Raw genomic sequence first — 19,148 nt, 5'->3', positions numbered from 1 at the left:
AGTCCGTTGCGTACCAGAACCGCACTCGTGGCGGCCGCCACCGCGATCGCCGCCCTGACGGCCGGCTGCTCATCGGGCGACGGTGGTGATGGCGGCAAGGCCGGTGAGCCGGTGAGCCTGAAGTTCCTGAGCCTGGCCTGGCAGAAGGAGTCCGTCGCCGCCAACAAGGAGATCGTCGACGAGTGGAACAAGGCCAACCCCGACATCAAGGTCGAGTACGTCCAGGGCAGCTGGGACAACGTCAACGACCAGCTCGTCACGTCGTTCGAGGCCGGTGACCCGCCGGACGTCATCCACGACGACTCCCCGGCGCTGGCCGGCTTCGCCTCCCGCGGCTATCTCCTGGACCTCTCCGGGAAGGTGCCCGCCGACCTGAAGAGCGACATCCCGCAGGCCGCCTGGGACACCGTGACCTTCGGCGACGGCAAGGGCGGCCAGGGCGTGTACGGCGTGCCGTTCCTGCAGGAGTCGCAGGTCATCATCGCCAACAAGAAGCTGCTCGACAAGGCCGGGGTGTCCGTCCCGACCCCCGAGGACCCGTGGACCTGGGACGAGTTCGAGGAGATCAGCAAGAAGCTCACCAAGGGCGACACCTTCGGGGTGGCCTGGCCGCTGAAGTCACCGGTCAACAAGGCGCTCAACCTCGCGCTCAACTTCGGCGGCACCTTCTTCCAGACCGACGGCGCCAAGGCGACGGTCAAGGTGGGGCCCGAGGAGCGCGAGGTGCTGCAGCGCATCCACGACCAGCTCTACAAGGACAAGACGGCCGACCCGTCCGCGCTCGGCATGGGCACCGCCGACCCGCTGCCGGGTTTCTACGCGGGCAAGTACGCCATGCTCCCGGCGAGCGTCTACCTGCGGCAGCAGGTCGTCGAGCAGGCGCCGTCCGGCTTCGAGTGGGTCACGATCCCGCCGCTGAAGGGCACCAGCGCTGACCAGGGAGCCGCCTCGCAGACCCTGTCCGTCGCGGCCGACAGCAAGTACCCCGACCAGGCGACGAAGTTCATCTCCTTCTTCCTCAACAGCACCAACCAGGCCAAGCTCGCCAAGGGCGACTGGCTGCTCCCGACCAGCGTCAAGGCCGCGAGCGACCCCTCCATGACCACCGAGGAGAACGGCTGGAACGTGGCGACCGCCTCCGCCAAGAACCTCGTGGTCGCGCCCTACCTCAAGGTGAACGGGTTCGACGAGTGGAAGAGCAAGGTGGCCACCCCCGCCCTGCAGCAGTACTTCGCCAACAAGATCACCCTTGACGAGGCGGCCAAGACGCTCGTCGACGAGGGCAACAAGGTGCTGGAGCGGTACAACAAGTGATGCTGACCCGCGCCCGGGGGTGCCTGCTCGGCCTCGCGGCCGGCGACGCCCTCGGGCGCCCCGCCGAGAACCTCGCCCCGGAGGAGATCGCCCGCCGCTGGGGCCGTCTCACCGAGATCGAACCCGGCAAAGGCGGCACCGACGACACCGAGTACACCCTCTTCGCGGCCTCCCTGCTCTGCCGGTACGGCGCGGCGATGACCCCCGCCGACGTGGCCAGGGAGTACCGCGAGCAGATCATCCCGGGCATCGACGGCCCGATGCGGGGCGCTGGCTTCTCCGAGCTCGGCGCGATCCAGGCGCTCCGCCGGGGCCTCGCCCCGCCGCTGTCCGGCCTGTGGCACCCGCACGGATGGTCGGACGGGCTGGCCATGCGCGCCGCGCCGTACGGGATCTTCGCCGCCGGCCGTCCCGCGGAGGCGGCCCGGCTGGTGGCGGTGGACGGCGTGGTGAGCAACAGCGGCGAGGGCGTGTACGGAGGCCAGGCGGTCGCGGCGGCGGTGGCCGTCGCGATGACCGGCGCCGCCCCCGGCGAGGTCGTCCGGGCCGGGATCGCCGCCGTCCCCGAGGACTCCTGGACCTCCCGCAACCTGCGGGCCGCCGTCGAGGCCGTCGCCACCGGCTCGGTGGAGAGGCTGTACGCGGCCGTGGTGGTGCGCCACTACCCCTGGACGGACCTCGCGCCCGAGGCGGTCGCCCTCGCCTTCGCCGGCTACCTCATGGGAGCCGGCGAGGTGGAGGAGTCCGTCGTCTCCGCCGCCAACCTCGGCAGGGACGCCGACACGACCGCGGCCATCGCGGGCGCCCTCGCGGGGGCGGGGCGCGGCGAGGCCGCCGTTCCGGAACGCTGGGCCGCGGAGATCGGCCCGGCCACGGGAAGGTGCCTCCCGGTCGTCGCCGGGCGGCACGTGCTCGACGCGGCCACCGACCTGGTGGCGGCGTCGGGGAAGGCGGCGTGAGCGTGTCCGCGGGCCGGTACGAGAAGTAGAGGAGAGACATGTCATCGGGGGACAGGATCCGCGGCGCCTTCGTCGGCCTCGCGATCGGCGACGCGGCCGGCTGGCCGGCGGCGCGGCACCGCTCCACCCTGCTGGCGCCCTGGAGCAGGCGGCTGGAGCGGGAGCTGGACGCCTTCGCCGAGGAGCACCGGGTCACCACGCTGCCCGTGCCGTTCTCACTGAACCAGCCGGTCGAGCCGCTGGCGATCGGGCCGTCCGACGACGCCGAGTGGCTGGCCTGGACCGCGCTGACGATCCACGAGGACCGGGCGGAGGCGTTCGGCAGGCTCGCGGAACGCTCCGACCTGCGGGTACGGATCTCGGTGCGCTCGGCGCTCGACAACCTGGCCGCCGGCAAGCGGCCGCCCGCCAGCGGGCACGACAACCCGCACTTCTTCGACGACGCGGCGGCGATCCGGGCCGTCGCCTTCGGGGCGGCCGGCGCCGACCCGCGGGCCGACGCCTCGGTCACCAACGCCGGGGACGGCGTCCACGCCGCCGCGGCGATGGCGGCGGCGATCGCGGAGCTCGTCGCGGGAGGGCCGATGCCCTCGGCCGTGGAGGCGGCCCTGGCCGAGCTGCCCGAGGACACCGCGATCGGCCACATGACCCGGACGGCGCTCGCGGTGGCACGCGAGGCGGGCGACCCCTTCGCGGCGGTCCCGGCCCTCGACGCGGCCCTGCTGGACCACGTCTACAGCTACGGCGTCGCGGCCGCCCAGACGGTCGCCGCCGCCCTGGCGCTCGCGGAGGTGTCCGCGGGCGCGCTGAGCGCGGCCGTGCCCGCCGCCGCGTGCCTGCCGTCGCTCGCCGACTCCGCTCCGGCGCTGGCCGGAGCTCTCACCGGGGCGCACACCGGCTACCAGGCCCTCCCGGAGGGCTGGTGCGCCGCGGCACGCACACTGGTCGGCTGCGGCATCCCCGATCTGGCCGGAACGGATCTCATCGACATCGCTGGAGGACTGGCATGACGCCGCTGGAGGACCTGCTGACCGACAAGGCCGTCGGATGCGTGACGGGCGCCGCGGTCGGCGACGCGATCGGCGGCGCGACCGAGGGCTGGACGCCCGAGCAGATACGCCGGCGCTACGGCGGCAACGTGACGGGCATCGTCCCGCCGTACTTCGAGGACTGGCGCAACGCCCGGCCCATCGCGCCCTACCACAAGGGCGACGGCCACGTCACCGACGACACCCTCATGACCCACGCCCTCATCCGCGTCTACGAGAAGGTGGGCGGTCATCTCGACGCGTACGCGGCGGCCGAGCACCTGGTGCCCGAGATGATGGGCGAGAAGCGCTGGATCCCCGAGCTGGAGGCCGAGGCGCTGCCCCTGCAGCGGGTCTTCCTCGCCGAGAAGTGGCTGGTCCTGCGCCTGCACTACGGCCATGTGGATCCGCGTGAGGCCGGCGTCGGCAACATCGTCAACTGCGGTGCCGCGATGTACATGGCACCCGTCGGCGTCGTCAACGCGGCCGACCCGGACGGGGCGTACGCCGAGGCGATCGACCTGGCCGGCGCCCACCAGTCCAGCTACGGCCGGGAGGCCGCCGGAGTGCTGGCCGCCGCCGTCGCCGAGGCCATGCGCCCGGGCGCGACCCCCGACTCGGTGGTCGCGACCTGCCTGCGGCTCGCCAAGGACGGCACGCGGACCGCCATCGAGGCCGTCTGCGACCGCGCCCGCGACCTCGACCACTGGGAGGGCTCCTTCGACGCCCTGCGCGAGGCCGTCGCCCCCTACGACACCGTCGCCGACACCTACCGCGACCAGGGACTCGGCGCCCGCCGGCCGAGCCGCCTGCACAGCATCGAGGAGCTCCCGCTGGCGCTCGCCTTCCTGCTCATCGCGAAGGGCGACTACCGCGAGACCGTGCTCGGCGGGGTCAACTACGGCCGCGACGCCGACTCGATCGCCAGCATGGGCGGCGCGATCGCCGGGGCGCTCGGCGGAGCCGGCGTGGTTCCGTCCGAGTGGCTCGATCCGGTGGCGGAGGCCAGCAGGATCGACCTGGTGGCCCCCGGCGTGTCCATCGCCGAGGTGGCCCGGCGGGTCCACGCGGACGACCTCGCCGCACGGCGGGCGCACGAGGCCGCCTTCGCCTCCCTGACCCGGGACGTCCCGGCGGGAGGGACGGCGTGACCGACCGCCTGATCCGGCTCACCTGGGTGCAGCCGGAGGACCTGGTCGGCCACGAGCTGCGTCAGGCGGCCGAGGACGGCCGCCTCCCGGAGGCCGCCGCGATCGCCGCCCGCTGGCACGCCGCCGGAGGGCACGACGCGCCGCCCAGGGCGGGCGCCTCCCCGCGGCCGGCCGGCCCGGAGCTGCGCGGCCTGGCCGGTGAGCTGCTGGACGAGCTGGCGGCGATCCCGTCCCCGCTCCCCGAACCCACCGGACTCGCCGAGATCACCCTGGGCGCCCCCGGGGGCTTCCCCCGCGTGGCCGCCGACCCGGCCCGGCTCCCCGACCGGGTGCTCGGCGCCTGGCTGGGACGCGCCGCCGGGTGCGTGCTCGGCAAACCGGTGGAGAAGATCCCCCGCGAGGGCATCAGGGAGATCGCCGAGGCCACGGGCAACTGGCCGATCCGCGGCTGGTTCACCGCGGTGGGCCTGCCGGACGAGGTGGCGGCCCGCTGGCCGTGGAACAGGCGCAGCGCCGTCAACTCGCTCGCCGAGAACATCGACGGCGTGCCCGAGGACGACGACCTGAACTTCCCGCTTCTCGGGCTCGCCCTGCTGGAACGCTTCGGCCGCGACTTCACCACCGCCGACGTGGCCGCCATGTGGCTGGACGAGCTGCCCGCGGGCCGGGTCTTCACCGCCGAGCGGGCGGCGTACCGCAACCTGCTCGACGGGATCGAGCCACCCCGCACCGCGACGCACCGAAACCCGTTCCGGGAGTGGATCGGCGCCCTGATCAGGGCGGACGTCTACGGCTGGGTCAATCCGGGTGATCCGGCGGCCGCCGCCGCGCTCGCCTGGCGGGACGCCCGCCTCAGCCACACCGGCAACGGCGTCTACGGCGCGATGATGGTCGCCGCCATGTGCGCCCATTCCCTCGTGGCCTCCTCGGTCGAGGACGTGGTCGCCGCCGGGCTCTCCGTCGTGCCGGCCGGGTCGCGACTGGCCCGGGCGGTACGGGACGCCGTCGAGGACGCCTCGTCGGAGCCGGAGTTCGAGCGGGTGGTCGACCGGCTGTACGAACGCCACGGCGACCTGCACTGGGTCCACACGATCAACAACGCGGCGCTGATCGCGGCGGCGCTGGTCCACGGGCGCGGCGACTTCACGGCGTCGATCGCGAGGGCCGTCGCCGGCGGCTGGGACACCGACTCGGCCGGGGCGACGGTCGGCTCGATCGTGGGCGGGCTGCTCGGCGCCTCCGGCGTCCCCGATCAGTGGAAGCCGGGGAACCGGCTGGCCAGCAGCCTGAGGGGCTTCGACGGCATCGGCTTCGACCGGCTCGCCGCCCGCACCCTGGCCGTCGCGGAGGAGAGGGCATGATCTCGGTCTTCGGCAGCGCCAACATGGACCTGGTGGCCTACACCCCGATCGTGCCGAAACGCGGCGAGACGGTCACCGGCCGGGCGTTCGCCGCCGTCCCCGGCGGCAAGGGGGCGAACCAGGCCGTCGCCGCGGCCCGGGCCGGCGCCGACGTCGCGTTCATGGGCGCGGTCGGGGACGACGCCTTCGGGCCCGTCGTACGCGAGACGCTCAGATCGGCGGGCGTCGACGTCGGCCGCCTCCGGGTCGTGCCGGGTTCCTCCGGCGTCGCCCACATCGTCGTCGACGACGACGGCGGCAACTCGATCATCGTGGTCCCCGGTGCGAACGGCGCCGTCACCGCCCCCTCGGCGGAGGACCTCGCGGTCATCGCCCGCTCCGACGCGCTGCTGCTCCAGCTCGAACTGCCCATGGAGGCCGTGGTGTCCGCCGCCCGCCAGGCGCGGGTCCCCGTCGTCCTCACCCCGGCCCCCGCCCGGGAACTGCCCCGGGAACTGCTCGACGCCGTGGACCTGATCGTGCCGAACGAGCACGAGGCCGAGGCGCTCACCGGCCTCGCCGATCCGCGGGAGGCGCTGGAGGCGCTGCTGGAACTCGTCCCCGAAGCGGTGATCACCCTCGGCGCGGAAGGGGCGCTGTACGGCTCCCGCGCGGGCGGGCGGCTGCGCGTGCCCGCCGTACCGGTGCGGGCGGTCGACACCACCGCCGCGGGGGACACCTTCGTCGGCGCGCTGGCCGTGGCGCGCGCCGAGGGCAGACCGCAGGAGGAGGCGCTGCGTTTCGCCGCCGCGGCGGCGGCCCTGTCGGTCCAGCGGGAGGGGGCCAGCACCTCCATGCCCGGCCGCGCCGAGATCGACGCGGCGCTCCGATGACCCCCGCCGGAGCCCGCCCGCGGCGCCCGGAAGCCCCGCCCGGACGCCGGACCCGCCGCTGAACGCCCGACCCCGCCGCTGAAAGCCCAACCCGTCGCGCTCCCGGGCCCGGACGGCCACCGGACACCGGTTCCGGCCGCCCCGGCCGGGGGACGCGCCGTGATCCTGCGTGAACCTGCGTGAACCTGGAGGAACGACAGTGAAAGCCCTGGAAGGGATCCGCGTCCTCGACCTCGCGACGCTGTTCGCGGGGCCGATGGCGGCCATGATGCTCGGCGACTTCGGCGCCGAGGTCATCAAGGTGGAGCATCCCGCCAAACCGGATTCCTCGCGGGGGCACGGACCCGGCGGCCTGTGGTGGAAGATGCTGGGCCGCAACAAGCGGACGGTCACCATCGACCTGTCGGCGCCCGAGGGACAGGACCTGCTCCTCACGCTGGCGCGCGACGCCGATGTGATCATCGAGAACTTCCGCCCGGGAACGCTGGAGCGGTGGAACCTCTCCTACGACCGGCTCCGCGAGGCCAACCCGCGCCTGGTGCTCGCCCGCGTCACCGGGTTCGGCCAGTTCGGCCCGTACGCGAGGCGGCCCGGCTTCGGCACGCTGGCCGAGGCGATGAGCGGGTTCGCCGCGATGACCGGCGAGCCGGACGGGCCGCCGACGCTGCCGCCGTTCGGCTTGGCCGACGGCATCTGCGCGCTCGCGACCGCCTACGCCGTGATGACGGCGCTCCACGCGCGCGGGTCCGGGGGCACCGGGCAGGTCGTCGACATGTCGATCATCGAACCGATCCTCACCGTGCTCGGCGCGCAGCCGACGATCTACGACCGGCTCGGGATCGTGCCACCCCGCACCGGCAACCGGTCGGTCAACAACGCGCCGCGCAACACCTACCGGTGCGCGGACGGCTCCTGGGTCGCGGTGTCCACCTCGGCGCAGAACATCGCCGAGCGGGTCATGCGCCTCGTCGGGCGGCCGGAGTACATCGCCGAGCCGTGGTTCGCCACCGGGGCGGGACGGGCCGAGCACGCCGCCGAACTGGACGAGGCCGTCGCCGCGTGGGTCGGCGCGCGCACCCGCGAGGAGGTGCTCGCCGCCTTCGAGGAGGCGCAGGCCGCGGTGGCGCCCGTCTACGACGTGCGCGACGTGCTGGCCGATCCGCAGCTCGCCGCCCTGGACGCCGTCACCACCGTGGAGGACCCCGAGCTGGGACCGCTGCGGATGCAGAACGTCATGTTCCGGCTGTCGGACACCCCCGGCGAGATCCGCTGGACCGGCCGCGCCCACGGCGCGGACACGATCGGCGTCCTGACGGAGGCGGGGCTCTCGCCCGCCGAGATCGAGGCGCTGCGCGACAGGGGAGTGGTGTGATGCTGACCTGGTTGTACGCGCCCGCCGACCGGCCGGACCTCGTGGCCAAGGCGCTCTCCGGCCCGGCCGACGTGGTGATCGTCGACCTGGAGGACGCCGTCGCCCCGGGCAACAAGGACCTGGCCAGGGCCGAGGTCGTGGCGCTGCTCGCCACCCCGCGGCCGCGCGTGCAGGTCCGGATCAACGACACCCGCACCGCCTGGGGCCAGGCGGACCTGCGCGCCGTCGGCGCCCTGGCCGCGGGTACGGCCGGCATCCGCGTGCCCAAGGCCGAGTCGGCCGGTCAGATGCGCGACGTCGCCGCCGCCGTGCCGGGCGCCGAGCTGCACCCGCTCATCGAGTCCGCTCTCGGCCTCGAACGGGCCTACGAGATCGCCTCGGCCGACCCGGCGGTGGCGGGCATCGGCCTGGGGGAGGCCGACCTGCGGGCCGACCTGGGCGTCAGCGACGAGGCGGGGCTGTCCTGGGCGCGGTCGCGACTCGTGGTCGCCGCCCGGGCCGCCGGGCTGCCCGCGCCGGCGCAGTCGGTCTACACCGACTTCCGCGACCTCGAAGGTCTGGCCGAGTCGTGCCGCGCCGGCCGGGCCATGGGCTTCCGGGGACGGGCCGCCATCCACCCGGCCCAGCTCCCGGTGATCCGCGCCGCCTACCGCCCCGGCGAGGAGGAGGTCGCGGCGGCCCGCGAGGTCGTGGCGGCGGCCGGGGCCGGCGCGGTCGCCCTTCCCGACGGCCGTTTCGTCGACGAGGCCATCGTCCGCCAGGCCAGACGTGTCCTCGACGACCAGCTCATCCATGGTGAAAAGCCGATTTAGCGGGTAACGCCCCCAGGTAGCCCTTTATAGGGCGAAAGCGATGAAAAATGCACACTTCGCTTCCTGGGGGAGACAGCATATGACCACCACGACCCGTCCCGCGGACGCCTCCGGCCGGTTCGCCATCGGGGGCGACCTCACCGTCAACCGCCTCGGCTACGGCGCCATGCAGCTCACCGGCAAGGGGGTCTGGGGTGAGCCGCGCGACCCGGAGGAGGCCGTACGGGTGCTCCGTCGCGCGGTCGAGCTGGGCGTGAACTTCATCGACACCGCCGACTCCTACGGCCCGTTCGTGTCCGAGATGCTCATCAGGAAGGCCCTGCACCCCTACCCGGACGACCTGGTGATCGCCACCAAGGCCGGCCTGACCCGCGCCGGCCCCGACGACTGGCGCCCGGTGGGCCGGCCCGAGTACCTGCGCCAGCAGGTCGAGCTGAGCCTGCGCCACCTCGGCGTCGAGCGGATCGACCTGCTCCAGCTGCACCGCGTCGACCCCATGGTGCCCCTGGCCGACCAGGTCGGTGAGCTGGCCGCGCTCCAGCGGGAGGGCAAGATCCGCCACATCGGCCTCAGCGAGGTCGGCGTCGAGGAGCTGGAGCGGGCCGGTGAGACGGCGACGATCGTCTCGGTGCAGAACCTCTACAACCTCGCCGAGCGCGCCGCCGACCCGGTCCTCGCGCGCTGCGAGGCGAACGGCCTGGCCTTCATCCCGTGGTTCCCGCTCGCGACCGGCGAGCTGGCCAGGGAGGGCGGCCCGCTGGACGCCCTGGCCAAGCGGCACGACGCCACGCCGTCGCAGCTCGCGCTGGCCTGGCTGCTGCGGCGCTCGCCGGCGATGCTGCCCATCCCGGGCACCTCCTCGGTGGCGCACCTGGAGGAGAACGTCGCCGCGGCGACCCTGGAGCTGAGCGACGAGGAGTTCGCGGCGCTGACGGACGCGGTCTGACCCGCGCCGGCGGACACGGCCGGGCCCGCCGTACCCGGAGGGGATCCCGGTACGGCGGGCCCGCGGCTCAGCCCTTGACGGCGCCCACGATCACCCCCTTGGTGAAGTGGCGTTGGACGAACGGGTAGACGAACAGGACCGGGACCAGCGCGACCACCACGATCGCCATCTGGACGGCCAGGCCGGGCGGCAGGGCCTGCCCGGGGATCGTGCCGGTCCCGCTCTGGCCGACGAACAGCGACTGGCCCTGGAGCACGTACTGCCGCAGCACGACCTGCAGGGGCCACTTGGCGTTGTCGTTCAGGTACAGCACGGCGTTGAAGAACGAGTTCCAGTAGCCGACCGCGTAGAACAGGCCGATGACCGCGGTGACGCCCTTGGACATGGGCAGCACGATCCGCCGCAGGATGCGGAACTCGCTCGCGCCGTCGATGCGCGCGCTGTCGGTCACCTCGCCGGGGATGCTCATGAAGAACGACCGCATGACCACGAGGTTGAACGCGGTGACCGCGGTCGGCAGGATCAGCGCCCAGTAGCTGTCGACCAGGCCGAGCGAGCTGACCAGCAGGTAGCTCGGGATCAGCCCGGGGCCGAACAGGAACGTCAGCAGGACGAGGAACAGCAGCGGCCGGTGCATCAGCGAGCCGGGCCGGGACAGGCCGTAGGCGGCCAGCACCGTGACGCCCAGGCTGATCGCCGTGCCGGCCGCGGTCACGCCGAGGCTGACCAGGACCGCCCGGGTGACCACGCCGCCCGCGAACAGCTGCCGGTAGGCGGCGAGGGACAGCTCGCCGGGCGCCGTGACCAGCCCGCCGGCCCTCGACACGGCCTCCTGGGTGGACAGGCTGGTCAGCACGACCATGTAGATCGGGAAGAGGACGGCCGCCACGACGAACGTGAGCACGAGTCCCTTGGCGAGCCCGCCGGCGCGGCCGGGCCGTTCGGCCCAGGGGGGTGAGGTCATCATGATCGTTTGTAGATCCCCTGCTCTCCGAACCGGTGGGCGACCTTGTTGGCGATGACGATCAGGATCAGCCCGGCCACGCCCTTGACCAGCCCCGCCGCCGCGCCGTAGCTCCACTCGCCGGTCAGCAGCGTGCGCCAGTAGACGAAGGTGTCCAGCACCTCGGCGGCGTCCCGGCCGACCGCGTCGCGCTGCAGGAAGAACTGCTCGAAGCCGACGTTCAGCGCCTCGCCCAGGCGCAGGATCAGCAGCAGGACGATCACCGGGCGCAGGCCGGGCAGCGTGACGTGCCACATCCGGCGCCAGCGCGAGGCGCCGTCCACCGCCGCGGCCTCGTAGAGGTTCTGGTCGATGGCGGCCAGCGCCGCCAGGAAGACGATCGCCCCCCAGCCGGCGTCCTTCCAGACCGTCTCGGCGGTCACCAGCAGGATGAAGGTGTCCGGATCGGTCATGATGTCGAAGCCGCTGTGGCCGTGGTCCCGCAGGATCTGCGAGAGCAGCCCGGCGCCGCCGAACATCTGCTGGAACAGCGTGACGACCAGCACCCACGAGAAGAAGTGCGGCATGTAGACGATGCCCTGGATGAACACGCGCAGGCGGGGCCGTACCACGCTGTCGAGGAGGATGGCCAGCGCGATCGGCACCGGGAAGTAGAAGACGAGCTGGAACGCGGTGATCGACAGGGTGTTGAGCGTCGCGTCCCAGAAGCCGTCGTCGAGCAGCAGCCACTGGAAGTTGGACATCCCGACCCACGGGCTGTCGGCGATGCCGACGTAGGGCGAGTAGTCCTGGAAGGCGATGACGTTGCCGAGCAGCGGGACGTAGTGGAAGACGATCAGCAGCCCGATCGCGGGCAGCGTCATCAGCAGCAGCTGCCAGTCGCGGCGCAGCCGGTCCCGGAAAGGGACACGGGCACCCGGGCTTGTCGAGAAGGCCCTTTTACCGACATGCTTGGAGGCGCCGGTGCCGGCGGGTGAGGTCAGGTCACCCGCCGGCCCGGTCCTCGGCGCGTTCCTAAGCACGGCCGTTGTCCCGCAGGATCTTCATGTAGAAGTCCCTGGCCTCGTCGCCGCCGTCCCGCCGCCACTCCGCGACGATCTGTTTGACGTCGCTCACCGGGCGCCGCCCGCGCATGATGTCGGTGAACTTGTCCTCGGTGGGCACCTGCAGGCCGGAGAACCTCGACGGCCGCTGGATCCGGATCCCGTCGAACGGGGTCTTCTCGACGTGCGGGAAGGTGGCCTGCTGCCACTCCATGTTGGCCTTGACCGCGTCGGGGTAGGCGACCCAGTCCACGAAGATGGGGCGCCCGCCGAGGAAGAGGTAGGTGGGGGCGACCTCCTTGCGGCCGAGGTCGTTCAGCTGCGGGACGTTCTTGTCGTCGCGGGTGAAGTGCTTTCCCTCCACGCCGAAGTTGGACAGCTCGTACTCCTTGGTCCCGTACGGCGCCGCGCACCAGTTGAGGATGGAGAGGATCTCCTCCACCTTCTCCTTCGGGGTCCCCTTCTTCACGAAGGTGAAGATCCCCGCCGCGTTGTTGTGGTACATCAGCGGCTTGCCGCCGTCGTGGGCGAAGACCGGGAAGGCGTCCAGCGCGAAGTCGGGGTTCTTGCCGCGGTGCTGCTGCAGCAGTTCCTTCCAGCCGCCGAGCCCGTCGCGGTAGACGGTGATCTGCCCGCCCCCGATGAGGTCCTTCTCGTTGGCGCCCTTGCTGCTCACCACGGAGGGGTGGATCAGCTCCTCGGCGAAGAGCCTCCGCATGAACTCCAGCATCTGCTCGTACTCGGGGGTCTCGTACTTGTGGACGAGCCTGCCGCCCTCGTAGCGCCACTCCTGCGGGATCCGGAAGATCGTCCAGACCATCTCGTGGATGTCGCCGAACGCCCAGCGCTTGCCCTTGGGGTCGGTGATCTCCTTGCCCAGCCGGTACAGCTCGTCGGCGTTCTTGGGCGCGGTGTTCCAGCCGTTCCTCTCGAACAGGTCCTTGCGGTAGAGCAGCGCGAAGGGGAAGGGCTCGGTGGGGAACGGCACCGCCATGAGCCTGCCGTTCCAGACCGACCACTCCCACGCGGCGGTCGGCAGGTTGGCCAGCAGGGGGTACGGCGTGACCTTGTCGCCCTGCAGGTACGGGGTGAGGTCCTCGAACGCCTTGTCGACGGCCTGGTTGAAGTCGGCCATCTTCTCGATCTCCCAACTGGGGATGACCATGATGTCCGGGATGTCGCCCGAGGCGAGGCGGGCGATCGCCTTGTCGACGTACACCGTGCCGTCGGTGATCTGGAACTCCACGGTGGCGCCGATGTCGGCGTTGGCCGCCTGGAAGTAGGAGTTGTCCGCCAGGCCGGGCGGCACCGGTCCCCACAGCGGCGTCATGGCCTTGTAGGAGCCGCCCCGGCCGGCCTTCCGGGTGAGCGCGGGGACGGGGGAGGTGGGGTAGGTGGTGAAGCCGCCGCCGACGCCGGGGATGCCCGGCAGGTCGGAGACGATGCCGGGGATGTCCGGCCGGACGCCGGGGAAGGGCGTGTAGGCGGGGGCGAGGGAGGTCAGCTTCTCCGCCGCGGCGGCGGTGGCGCCTCCGCTTCCCGGCCGGGGGCCGCTCGGAGTGGAGCAGGCGCCGAGCAGGCCGCCTCCGGCGGCCATCGCGGCGCTGAGCCCCACCAGGCCGAGGAAGCCTCGGCGGGTGGTCGTCGCGCCCGGGGGTCGGTTCATGGCGCTTTCCCTTCGTCGGTTCGGGGGGTCAGGGGGGTGTCCGCGGAAGAGGGGTAGCGATAGAGTTAGTTCGTCTGATGGCCAAACAAATTAGTCGAGGCTGACCCCCGCCACAAGGGAGCGCCGACCCGGCGTCCGCAGGGGGCGGTCACGGATCGGTGAACGATGGTGCATGATGGGGCCAGCCTGGCCGAGCCGGAACGGGACTGACCTTGATCACATCTACGAGCGACCCGCAGCCGGCCGACTTCGCCGACGTGCGGGCCACCAACCTCGCCGTCGTCCTGCGGTTCGTGCGTGAGCACGCCCCCTGCTCGCGGGCGGACATCGCCGCCTCCACGGGCCTGAACAAGGCGACGGTCTCCAGCCTGGTCGCCGACCTGATCGACCGCAGGCTGGTCCGGGAGACCGGGCTGACCGGGAACCGCGTCGGCCGCCCGGCGACCATGCTGGTGCTCGACGGCTCGCCGTACGCGGCGATCGGCGTCGAGATCAACGTCGACTACGTCACCGCCGTGGCGGTGGACCTGTCGGGGGAGCGGCTGCTGTCCTGGCGGCGTTCCTTCCAGGGGCCGGACGTCACGGTGTCGCAGGCGATGGCGGTCGTCGCCGGGCTCGTCCGCCGCGTGACGACCCGGATGGCCCGGGAGGAGCGGCAGGTCCTGGGCCTCACCGTGGCCGTGCCCGGCCTGGTCGGCACCGACGGGGTCGTCCGCGTCGCGCCGAACCTCGGCTGGCGCGACGCCGACCTGTGCGGCGACCTCGCCAAGGCGCTCCGCGACCCCGGGTTCCCGGTGCAGGTGGACAACGACGCCAACCTCGCGGCGCTGGCCGAACACCGCTTCGGCCCGTGGGCGGGGACCGCCGACCTGGTCTATCTCGCCGGCGGGATCGGGGTGGGCGCCGGGGTCATCCTCGACGGGCGGCTGCGGCGCGGCGGGCAGGGCTACGGCGGCGAGATCGGCCACATCCAGCTCGACCCGCTCGGCGCCGAGTGCCGTTGCGGCCGCCGGGGCTGCCTGGAGGCGGTGGCCGGGATCGGCGCGGTGCTGGAGCACGCGGCGCTCTCGCCCGCGGAGGTGGAGGTCGAGCTGGAGGAGACGGTCCGGCTGGCCCGGGCCGGCGACGCGCACACCCTCGCCGTCCTGGCGGGCGTCGGCCGCGACCTCGGCCGGGGCGTCTCGATGATCGCCAATCTCCTCAACCCTGAAGTGGTCGTCCTCGGCGGCTACTACGTGCCCCTCGCCCCCTGGCTGCTGCCCGAGATCGAGGCCGAGGCGCGCGGGCGGGTGATCGCGCCGGACACCGGCGGCTGCCGCGTCGTGGCCTCGGCCCTCGGGTACGGCGCCGCCGCGCTCGGCGGCGCCGCCCGGGTGCTCGACCTGGTGGATTCAGGGCGTTTGCCGCGGCTCTCTTGACCTGGGTCGCACGGGCGTGCACCCTCGGGGAAGCTCCGTTCGAAACGCGCGTGTAATGAGCGGAGCTTTCCCGGATCAATCATCGAAGCGCTTCGACGAACCGGAGCGCCTCCCCCGACCGGTTTTCGAAGCGCTTCGATATCCCCAGAGGACGGTCCCCCCATGAACGAACCCTTCCGCGACCCCGGACTCCCGCTCGCCGCGCGCGTCGCCGACCTGCGGGACCGCCTGACCCTGGAGGAGAAGGTCGCCCTGCTGCACCAGTACCAGGCGCCGGTCCCCCGGCTGGGCGTGGAGGGCTTCCGCACCGGCACCGAGGCCCTGCACGGCCTGGCCTGGCTCGGCCCGGCGACGGTGTTCCCGCAGGCCGTGGGGTTGGCCAGCACCTGGGATCCGGAGCTGGTCAGGCGGGTCGGCGAGGCGACGGGCGACGAGGTCCTGGCCTTCCACCGCAAGGACCCCTCCGGGGCCGGACGCAACGTCTGGGCGCCCGTGGTGAACCCGCTGCGCGACCCGCGGTGGGGCCGCAACGAGGAGGGCTACTCCGAGGACCCCTGGCTGACCGGCGTCATGGCGGCGGCGTACGCCTCCGGCCTTCGTGGGAGCGATCCCACCGTGCTGAAGACCGCGCCCACCCTCAAGCACTTCCTGGGCTACAACAACGAGACCGACCGCTGCGTCACCTCCAGCGACCTGCCTCCCCGGGTGCTGCGCGAGTACGAGCTGCCCGCCTACCGGCCCGCCCTGGAGCAGGGCGCGGCGGTGGCCGTGATGCCGTCCTACAACCTCGTCAACGGCCGCCCGGCGCACCTCAGCCCGCTGATCCGCGAGGCGCTGCGCGCGTGGGCGCCCGACGACATCCTCGTGGTCAGCGACGCCTACGCCCCGGGTAACCTCGCCGGCCTGCAGGCTTATCACAAGGACCCGCCCGCGGCCTACGCCCACGCGATCAGGGCGGGCCTGGACAGCTTCACCCAGGACGACGACCGCTCCGGCGAGACCCTCGGGCACATCCGCCGGGCGCTGGAGCGGGGCCTGCTCACCGAGGGGGACGTGGACGAGGCGGTACGGCACGCGCTGTCCGTCCGGTTCCGGCTCGGCGAGTTCGACCCCGCCACGCCGTACGACGGGATCACCGAGGCGGTCGTCAACTGCCCCGAGCACCGGGAGCTGGCCCGCGAGGCCGCCCGGCGCTCGATCGTGCTGCTGAGGAACGACGGGATCCTGCCGCTGGACGCGCCCGGCCGGATCGCGGTCATCGGCCAGCTCGGCGACACGCTGATGGAGGACTGGTACTCCGGCACGCTCCCCTACGCCGTCACCGCCCGCGCCGGGCTCGCCGAACGGTGCGAGACGGTGTTCTGCGAGGCCGTGGACCGGGTCGCGCTGAGCGTGGACACCGGGGCCGTCGTCGCCGACCCCGACGGCGGGCCGCTCTCCGTCGCGCCCGGCGGCGGAGGCGACGCGGCCCTGTACGACCTGTTCGACTGGGGCGGCGGATCGTACGCGCTGCGGGCCGTGGCGACCGGCCGCCACCTGTCGGTGGACGACGACGGCGTGCTGGTCAACGACCAGCCCGGCCCCAACGGCTGGGAGGTGCGCCAGACCTTCCGGACGGAACGCCGCCCGCGCGGAACACTCGCCCTGCGGCACATCTCCACCGGCCGCTACGTCGCCCTGGACGGCGGGACGTTCCGGCTGGCCGACGACGCCGACGCGGCGGCCTGGCTCACCGTGGAGCGGGTGGTGGACGGCGCCGAGGCCGCCGCCGCCCTCGCCGCGACGGCGGACGTGGCGGTCGTCGTGGTCGGGGACCACCCGCTGGTCAACGGCCGCGAGACCGAGGACCGCCTCGACCTGGACCTGCCCGCCGCCCAGCAGGCCGTCGTCCGGGCGGTACGGGCGGCCAACCCCCGGACCGTCATGGTGATCAGCAGCGGCTACCCCGTCGCCTGGGCCGACGAGGACCCGCCGGCCGTGCTGTGGTCGTCGCACGGCGGCCAGGAGTACGGCCACGCCCTGGCCGAGGTGCTCTTCGGCGACGCCGACCCCGAGGGCCGGCTCACCCAGACCTGGTACCGCTCGGCGTGCGAGCTGCCCGACCTGCTCGACTACGACATCATCGCCTCCGACGCCACCTACCAGTACTACCGGGGCGAGCCGCTCTTCCCCTTCGGGCACGGCCTCGGCTACACCACGTTCGGCTACTCCGGCCTGGCCGTCTCGGTGGAGGACGGCACCGACGGCACCGACGGCGCGGAGAGCACGGAGGGCACGGCGGGCGCGGAGAGCACGGAGGGCACGGCGGGCACGGTGGGCGCGGAGGGCACGGTCACCGTCACGGCCACGGTCGCCAACACCGGTCCCCGCGCCGGAACCGAGGTCGTCCAGCTCTACACCCACCAGCGGAGCTCCCGGGTCAAGCAGCCGCTGCGCCGGCTGCGCGGCTTCACCAAGGTACGGCTCGCACCCGGCGAGAGCACCACGGTGAGCTGGCGCCTCCCCGTCCGCGACCTGGCCTTCTGGGACGTGACCCGCAACCGGTTCGTCGTGGAGGACGCCCCGCACCGGGCCATGGTCGGCCGCTCCGCGCGGGACATCCGGCTGTGCGCCTCCTTCCACGTCGCGGGGGAGCGCATCCCGCCCCGCGAGGCCCTGGCCGGGCCGATCCGCGCGGTGGACCACGACGAGTACGACGCGGTGGCCTTCGTGGACGCCGACCGGGTCTCCGGCGACGCCGTGCGGTCCACCGCGGCGGGGGCGTGGATCTCGTTCCGCTCGACGGACTTCGGCGCCGGGGCCGCCTCGGTCGCGGCGCACGTCACCGGCGCCGAGGGCGGTGTGATCAGCCTGCGGCTGGACGACCCGCTGCACGGCCCGCTCATCGGCGACCTGCCCGTCCCCCGGGCGGGCCGCTACGACTTCACCGAGGTCCGCGCCGGGCTCGCGGACGTCCGCGGGGTCCGCGACCTCTATATGGTGTTCGAGAACGCTGGGATCACCCTGGCCGGCCTCACCTTCGGAGAGCGTGCGTGAGCGAGTGCGGCGAGCGGACGGCGCGGCGCGCCCGCGGGCGCGTCCCCCGCGCCCCCGGCCGGAGCGAACGGGACGACGGAGGTGTCTCCCCGGGCGGCGGGCGTGTCCTCCCGGCCTTCGGGCGGGGCGGCGGGCGAGGAGGCGCATGAGCGGCCGGACGGTGACGATCGCCGAGGTCGCCCGGCACGCCGGGGTGGCGGTGAGCACGGTCTCCTACGTGCTCAGCGGGAAGCGGTCGATCTCCGCCGACACCCGGCGGCGGGTCCTCGACAGCGTGCGGGCGCTCGGATACCACCCCAACGCCGGGGCCAGGGCGCTGGCCAGCAGGCGGGCGAACGTCATCGCGCTGGTGCTGCCGCTGCGGGCCGGGATGCACGTCCCGGTGCTGATGCAGTTCGCCACCTCGGTGGTCACCGCGGCCCGCGGCTACGACCACGACGTGCTGCTGCTGACCGCGGACGAGGGGGCCGAGGGGCTGCGCAGGGCGGTGGCGAGCGCGCTGGCCGACGGCCTGGTGCTGATGGACGTGGAACTGCACGACAGCAGGGTGCCGCTGCTGCGCGAGCTCGCCGAGCCGAGCGTGCTGATCGGCTTCCCGGCCGACGCGGCCGGGCTGACCTGCGTGGACCTCGACTTCCACCGGGCAGGCGCGCTCTGCGTGGAGCACCTGGCCGAGCGCGGGCACCGGGAGGTGGCGCTGCTCGGCGCCCCCTCGGTGGTCTACGAGCGCGGCACCGGGTTCGCCCGCCGTACCAGGGAGGGGTTCACCGAGGCCGTCGCCGGACACGGCATGACCGGTACGGCGCTGCCGTGCGAGGAGGGCTTCGGGGAGGCCGCGGAGACGGTGCGGCGGCTGCTGGAGACACGGCCGGGACTGTCGGCCCTGGTCGTGCACAACGAGGCGGCGGTCGGCCACGTCCTCGGGGCGCTGCGCCAGTACGGCAGGCGGGTCCCCGAGGACGTCGCGGTGGTGGCGATCTGCCCCGACGACATCGCCGAGCGAGCCGGCCCGGCGCTCACGTCGGTGCTGGTCCCGGCCGAGGAGGTGGGCCGCGAGGCGGTGCGGCTGCTCATGGCCAAGCTGGAGGGCGCCGCCGTACCGGACGCCACCCTGCTCGCCCCCCGGCTGACGGTGCGCGGGAGCACCTGACCGTCCGGCGGCGCGGACGCGCCCGGCCGTCCGACGAATCCGGCGGTGCGGCGCCC

General features: G+C 73.4%; 15 protein-coding genes. 12 read left to right on the top strand and 3 right to left on the bottom strand.

The features are described 5' to 3' along the window. Positions 1-6: 6 nt before the first annotated feature. The 9 genes from IEZ10_RS12540 to IEZ10_RS12500 all read left to right on the top strand — a co-directional run bounded on the left by IEZ10_RS12540 (position 7) and on the right by IEZ10_RS12500 (position 9,815). On the top strand, positions 7-1,314 hold the full coding sequence (locus IEZ10_RS12540; RefSeq protein WP_189246672.1) for an ABC transporter substrate-binding protein: 1,308 nt from the start codon (positions 7-9) through the stop codon (positions 1,312-1,314). Continuing rightward, entirely contained in the window at positions 1,314-2,273 is a 960-nt protein-coding gene (locus IEZ10_RS12535; protein ID WP_189246855.1) for an ADP-ribosylglycohydrolase family protein, read from the top strand. Before IEZ10_RS12540 ends, IEZ10_RS12535 begins: the two co-directional genes overlap by 1 nt. Positions 2,274-2,311: 38 nt before the next feature. Continuing rightward, entirely contained in the window at positions 2,312-3,283 is a 972-nt protein-coding gene (locus IEZ10_RS12530; protein ID WP_189246671.1) for an ADP-ribosylglycohydrolase family protein, read from the top strand. Next, entirely contained in the window at positions 3,280-4,452 is a 1,173-nt protein-coding gene (locus tag IEZ10_RS12525) for an ADP-ribosylglycohydrolase family protein (protein WP_189246670.1), read from the top strand. Before IEZ10_RS12530 ends, IEZ10_RS12525 begins: the two co-directional genes overlap by 4 nt. Further along, entirely contained in the window at positions 4,449-5,813 is a 1,365-nt protein-coding gene (locus IEZ10_RS12520) for an ADP-ribosylglycohydrolase family protein (RefSeq protein ID WP_229811205.1), read from the top strand. Before IEZ10_RS12525 ends, IEZ10_RS12520 begins: the two co-directional genes overlap by 4 nt. Continuing rightward, positions 5,810-6,685 (top strand): ribokinase, encoded by an 876-nt coding sequence (gene rbsK, locus IEZ10_RS12515; RefSeq protein ID WP_189246669.1) that lies wholly within the window; start codon positions 5,810-5,812, stop codon positions 6,683-6,685. The genes IEZ10_RS12520 and rbsK overlap by 4 nt, the downstream gene beginning before the upstream one ends. Before the next feature lie 199 nt (positions 6,686-6,884). After that, positions 6,885-8,057 (top strand): CaiB/BaiF CoA transferase family protein, encoded by a 1,173-nt coding sequence (locus IEZ10_RS12510; RefSeq protein WP_189246668.1) that lies wholly within the window; start codon positions 6,885-6,887, stop codon positions 8,055-8,057. Next, positions 8,057-8,869, top strand: coding sequence for an HpcH/HpaI aldolase/citrate lyase family protein (locus tag IEZ10_RS12505; protein WP_189246667.1), 813 nt, complete (start codon positions 8,057-8,059; stop codon positions 8,867-8,869). The genes IEZ10_RS12510 and IEZ10_RS12505 overlap by 1 nt, the downstream gene beginning before the upstream one ends. A 79-nt stretch (positions 8,870-8,948) precedes the next feature. Further along, on the top strand, positions 8,949-9,815 hold the full coding sequence (locus tag IEZ10_RS12500; protein WP_189246666.1) for an aldo/keto reductase: 867 nt from the start codon (positions 8,949-8,951) through the stop codon (positions 9,813-9,815). A 67-nt stretch (positions 9,816-9,882) separates the two neighbouring features. On the opposite strand, the gene IEZ10_RS12495 is transcribed toward IEZ10_RS12500, so the two are convergent. The 3 genes from IEZ10_RS12495 to IEZ10_RS12485 are packed head-to-tail and all read right to left on the bottom strand — an operon-like array spanning position 9,883 to position 13,488. Beyond that, a complete protein-coding gene (locus IEZ10_RS12495) occupies positions 9,883-10,782 on the bottom strand; it encodes a carbohydrate ABC transporter permease (RefSeq protein WP_189246665.1) in 900 nt (299 codons plus the stop codon). Then, positions 10,779-11,801: an ABC transporter permease gene (locus tag IEZ10_RS12490; RefSeq protein WP_229811203.1), complete on the bottom strand. Its 1,023-nt coding sequence runs from the start codon at positions 11,799-11,801 to the stop codon at positions 10,779-10,781. Before IEZ10_RS12490 ends, IEZ10_RS12495 begins: the two co-directional genes overlap by 4 nt. Then, positions 11,794-13,488 (bottom strand): extracellular solute-binding protein, encoded by a 1,695-nt coding sequence (locus tag IEZ10_RS12485; RefSeq protein ID WP_189246664.1) that lies wholly within the window; start codon positions 13,486-13,488, stop codon positions 11,794-11,796. The genes IEZ10_RS12490 and IEZ10_RS12485 overlap by 8 nt, the downstream gene beginning before the upstream one ends. A 212-nt stretch (positions 13,489-13,700) precedes the next feature. On the opposite strand from IEZ10_RS12485, the gene IEZ10_RS12480 reads away from it, so the two are divergent. The 3 genes from IEZ10_RS12480 (at position 13,701) to IEZ10_RS12470 (ending at position 19,092) form a co-directional block, all read left to right on the top strand. After that, the gene (locus IEZ10_RS12480) at positions 13,701-14,906 is read left to right on the top strand and encodes an ROK family transcriptional regulator (protein ID WP_189246663.1); all 1,206 of its coding nucleotides are present in this window, start codon (positions 13,701-13,703) and stop codon (positions 14,904-14,906) included. Between the two features lie 162 nt (positions 14,907-15,068). Continuing rightward, a complete protein-coding gene (locus tag IEZ10_RS12475; RefSeq protein ID WP_189246662.1) occupies positions 15,069-17,942 on the top strand; it encodes a glycoside hydrolase family 3 protein in 2,874 nt (957 codons plus the stop codon). 145 nt (positions 17,943-18,087) lie between these two features. Next, positions 18,088-19,092, top strand: a complete 1,005-nt coding sequence (locus IEZ10_RS12470) for a LacI family DNA-binding transcriptional regulator (RefSeq protein ID WP_189246661.1) — start codon at positions 18,088-18,090, stop codon at positions 19,090-19,092. Positions 19,093-19,148: the final 56 nt, after the last annotated feature.

The sequence above is a fragment of the Streptosporangium pseudovulgare genome (genome assembly GCF_014648055.1).
Classification (GTDB): domain Bacteria; phylum Actinomycetota; class Actinomycetes; order Streptosporangiales; family Streptosporangiaceae; genus Streptosporangium; species Streptosporangium pseudovulgare.
This window is presented reverse-complemented; position numbering and strand designations above follow the sequence as displayed.

Coding starts and splice junctions, on each gene's coding strand:
- IEZ10_RS12535 (WP_189246855.1), top strand. CDS start 1,314: ATGCTGACCCGCGCCCGGGGGTGCCTGCTCGGCCTCGCGGCCGGCGAC.
- IEZ10_RS12530 (WP_189246671.1), top strand. CDS start 2,312: ATGTCATCGGGGGACAGGATCCGCGGCGCCTTCGTCGGCCTCGCGATC.
- IEZ10_RS12525 (WP_189246670.1), top strand. CDS start 3,280: ATGACGCCGCTGGAGGACCTGCTGACCGACAAGGCCGTCGGATGCGTG.
- rbsK (WP_189246669.1), top strand. CDS start 5,810: ATGATCTCGGTCTTCGGCAGCGCCAACATGGACCTGGTGGCCTACACC.
- IEZ10_RS12505 (WP_189246667.1), top strand. CDS start 8,057: ATGCTGACCTGGTTGTACGCGCCCGCCGACCGGCCGGACCTCGTGGCC.
- IEZ10_RS12500 (WP_189246666.1), top strand. CDS start 8,949: ATGACCACCACGACCCGTCCCGCGGACGCCTCCGGCCGGTTCGCCATC.
- IEZ10_RS12495 (WP_189246665.1), bottom strand. CDS start 10,782: ATGATGACCTCACCCCCCTGGGCCGAACGGCCCGGCCGCGCCGGCGGG.
- IEZ10_RS12485 (WP_189246664.1), bottom strand. CDS start 13,488: ATGAACCGACCCCCGGGCGCGACGACCACCCGCCGAGGCTTCCTCGGC.
- IEZ10_RS12475 (WP_189246662.1), top strand. CDS start 15,069: ATGAACGAACCCTTCCGCGACCCCGGACTCCCGCTCGCCGCGCGCGTC.
- IEZ10_RS12470 (WP_189246661.1), top strand. CDS start 18,088: ATGAGCGGCCGGACGGTGACGATCGCCGAGGTCGCCCGGCACGCCGGG.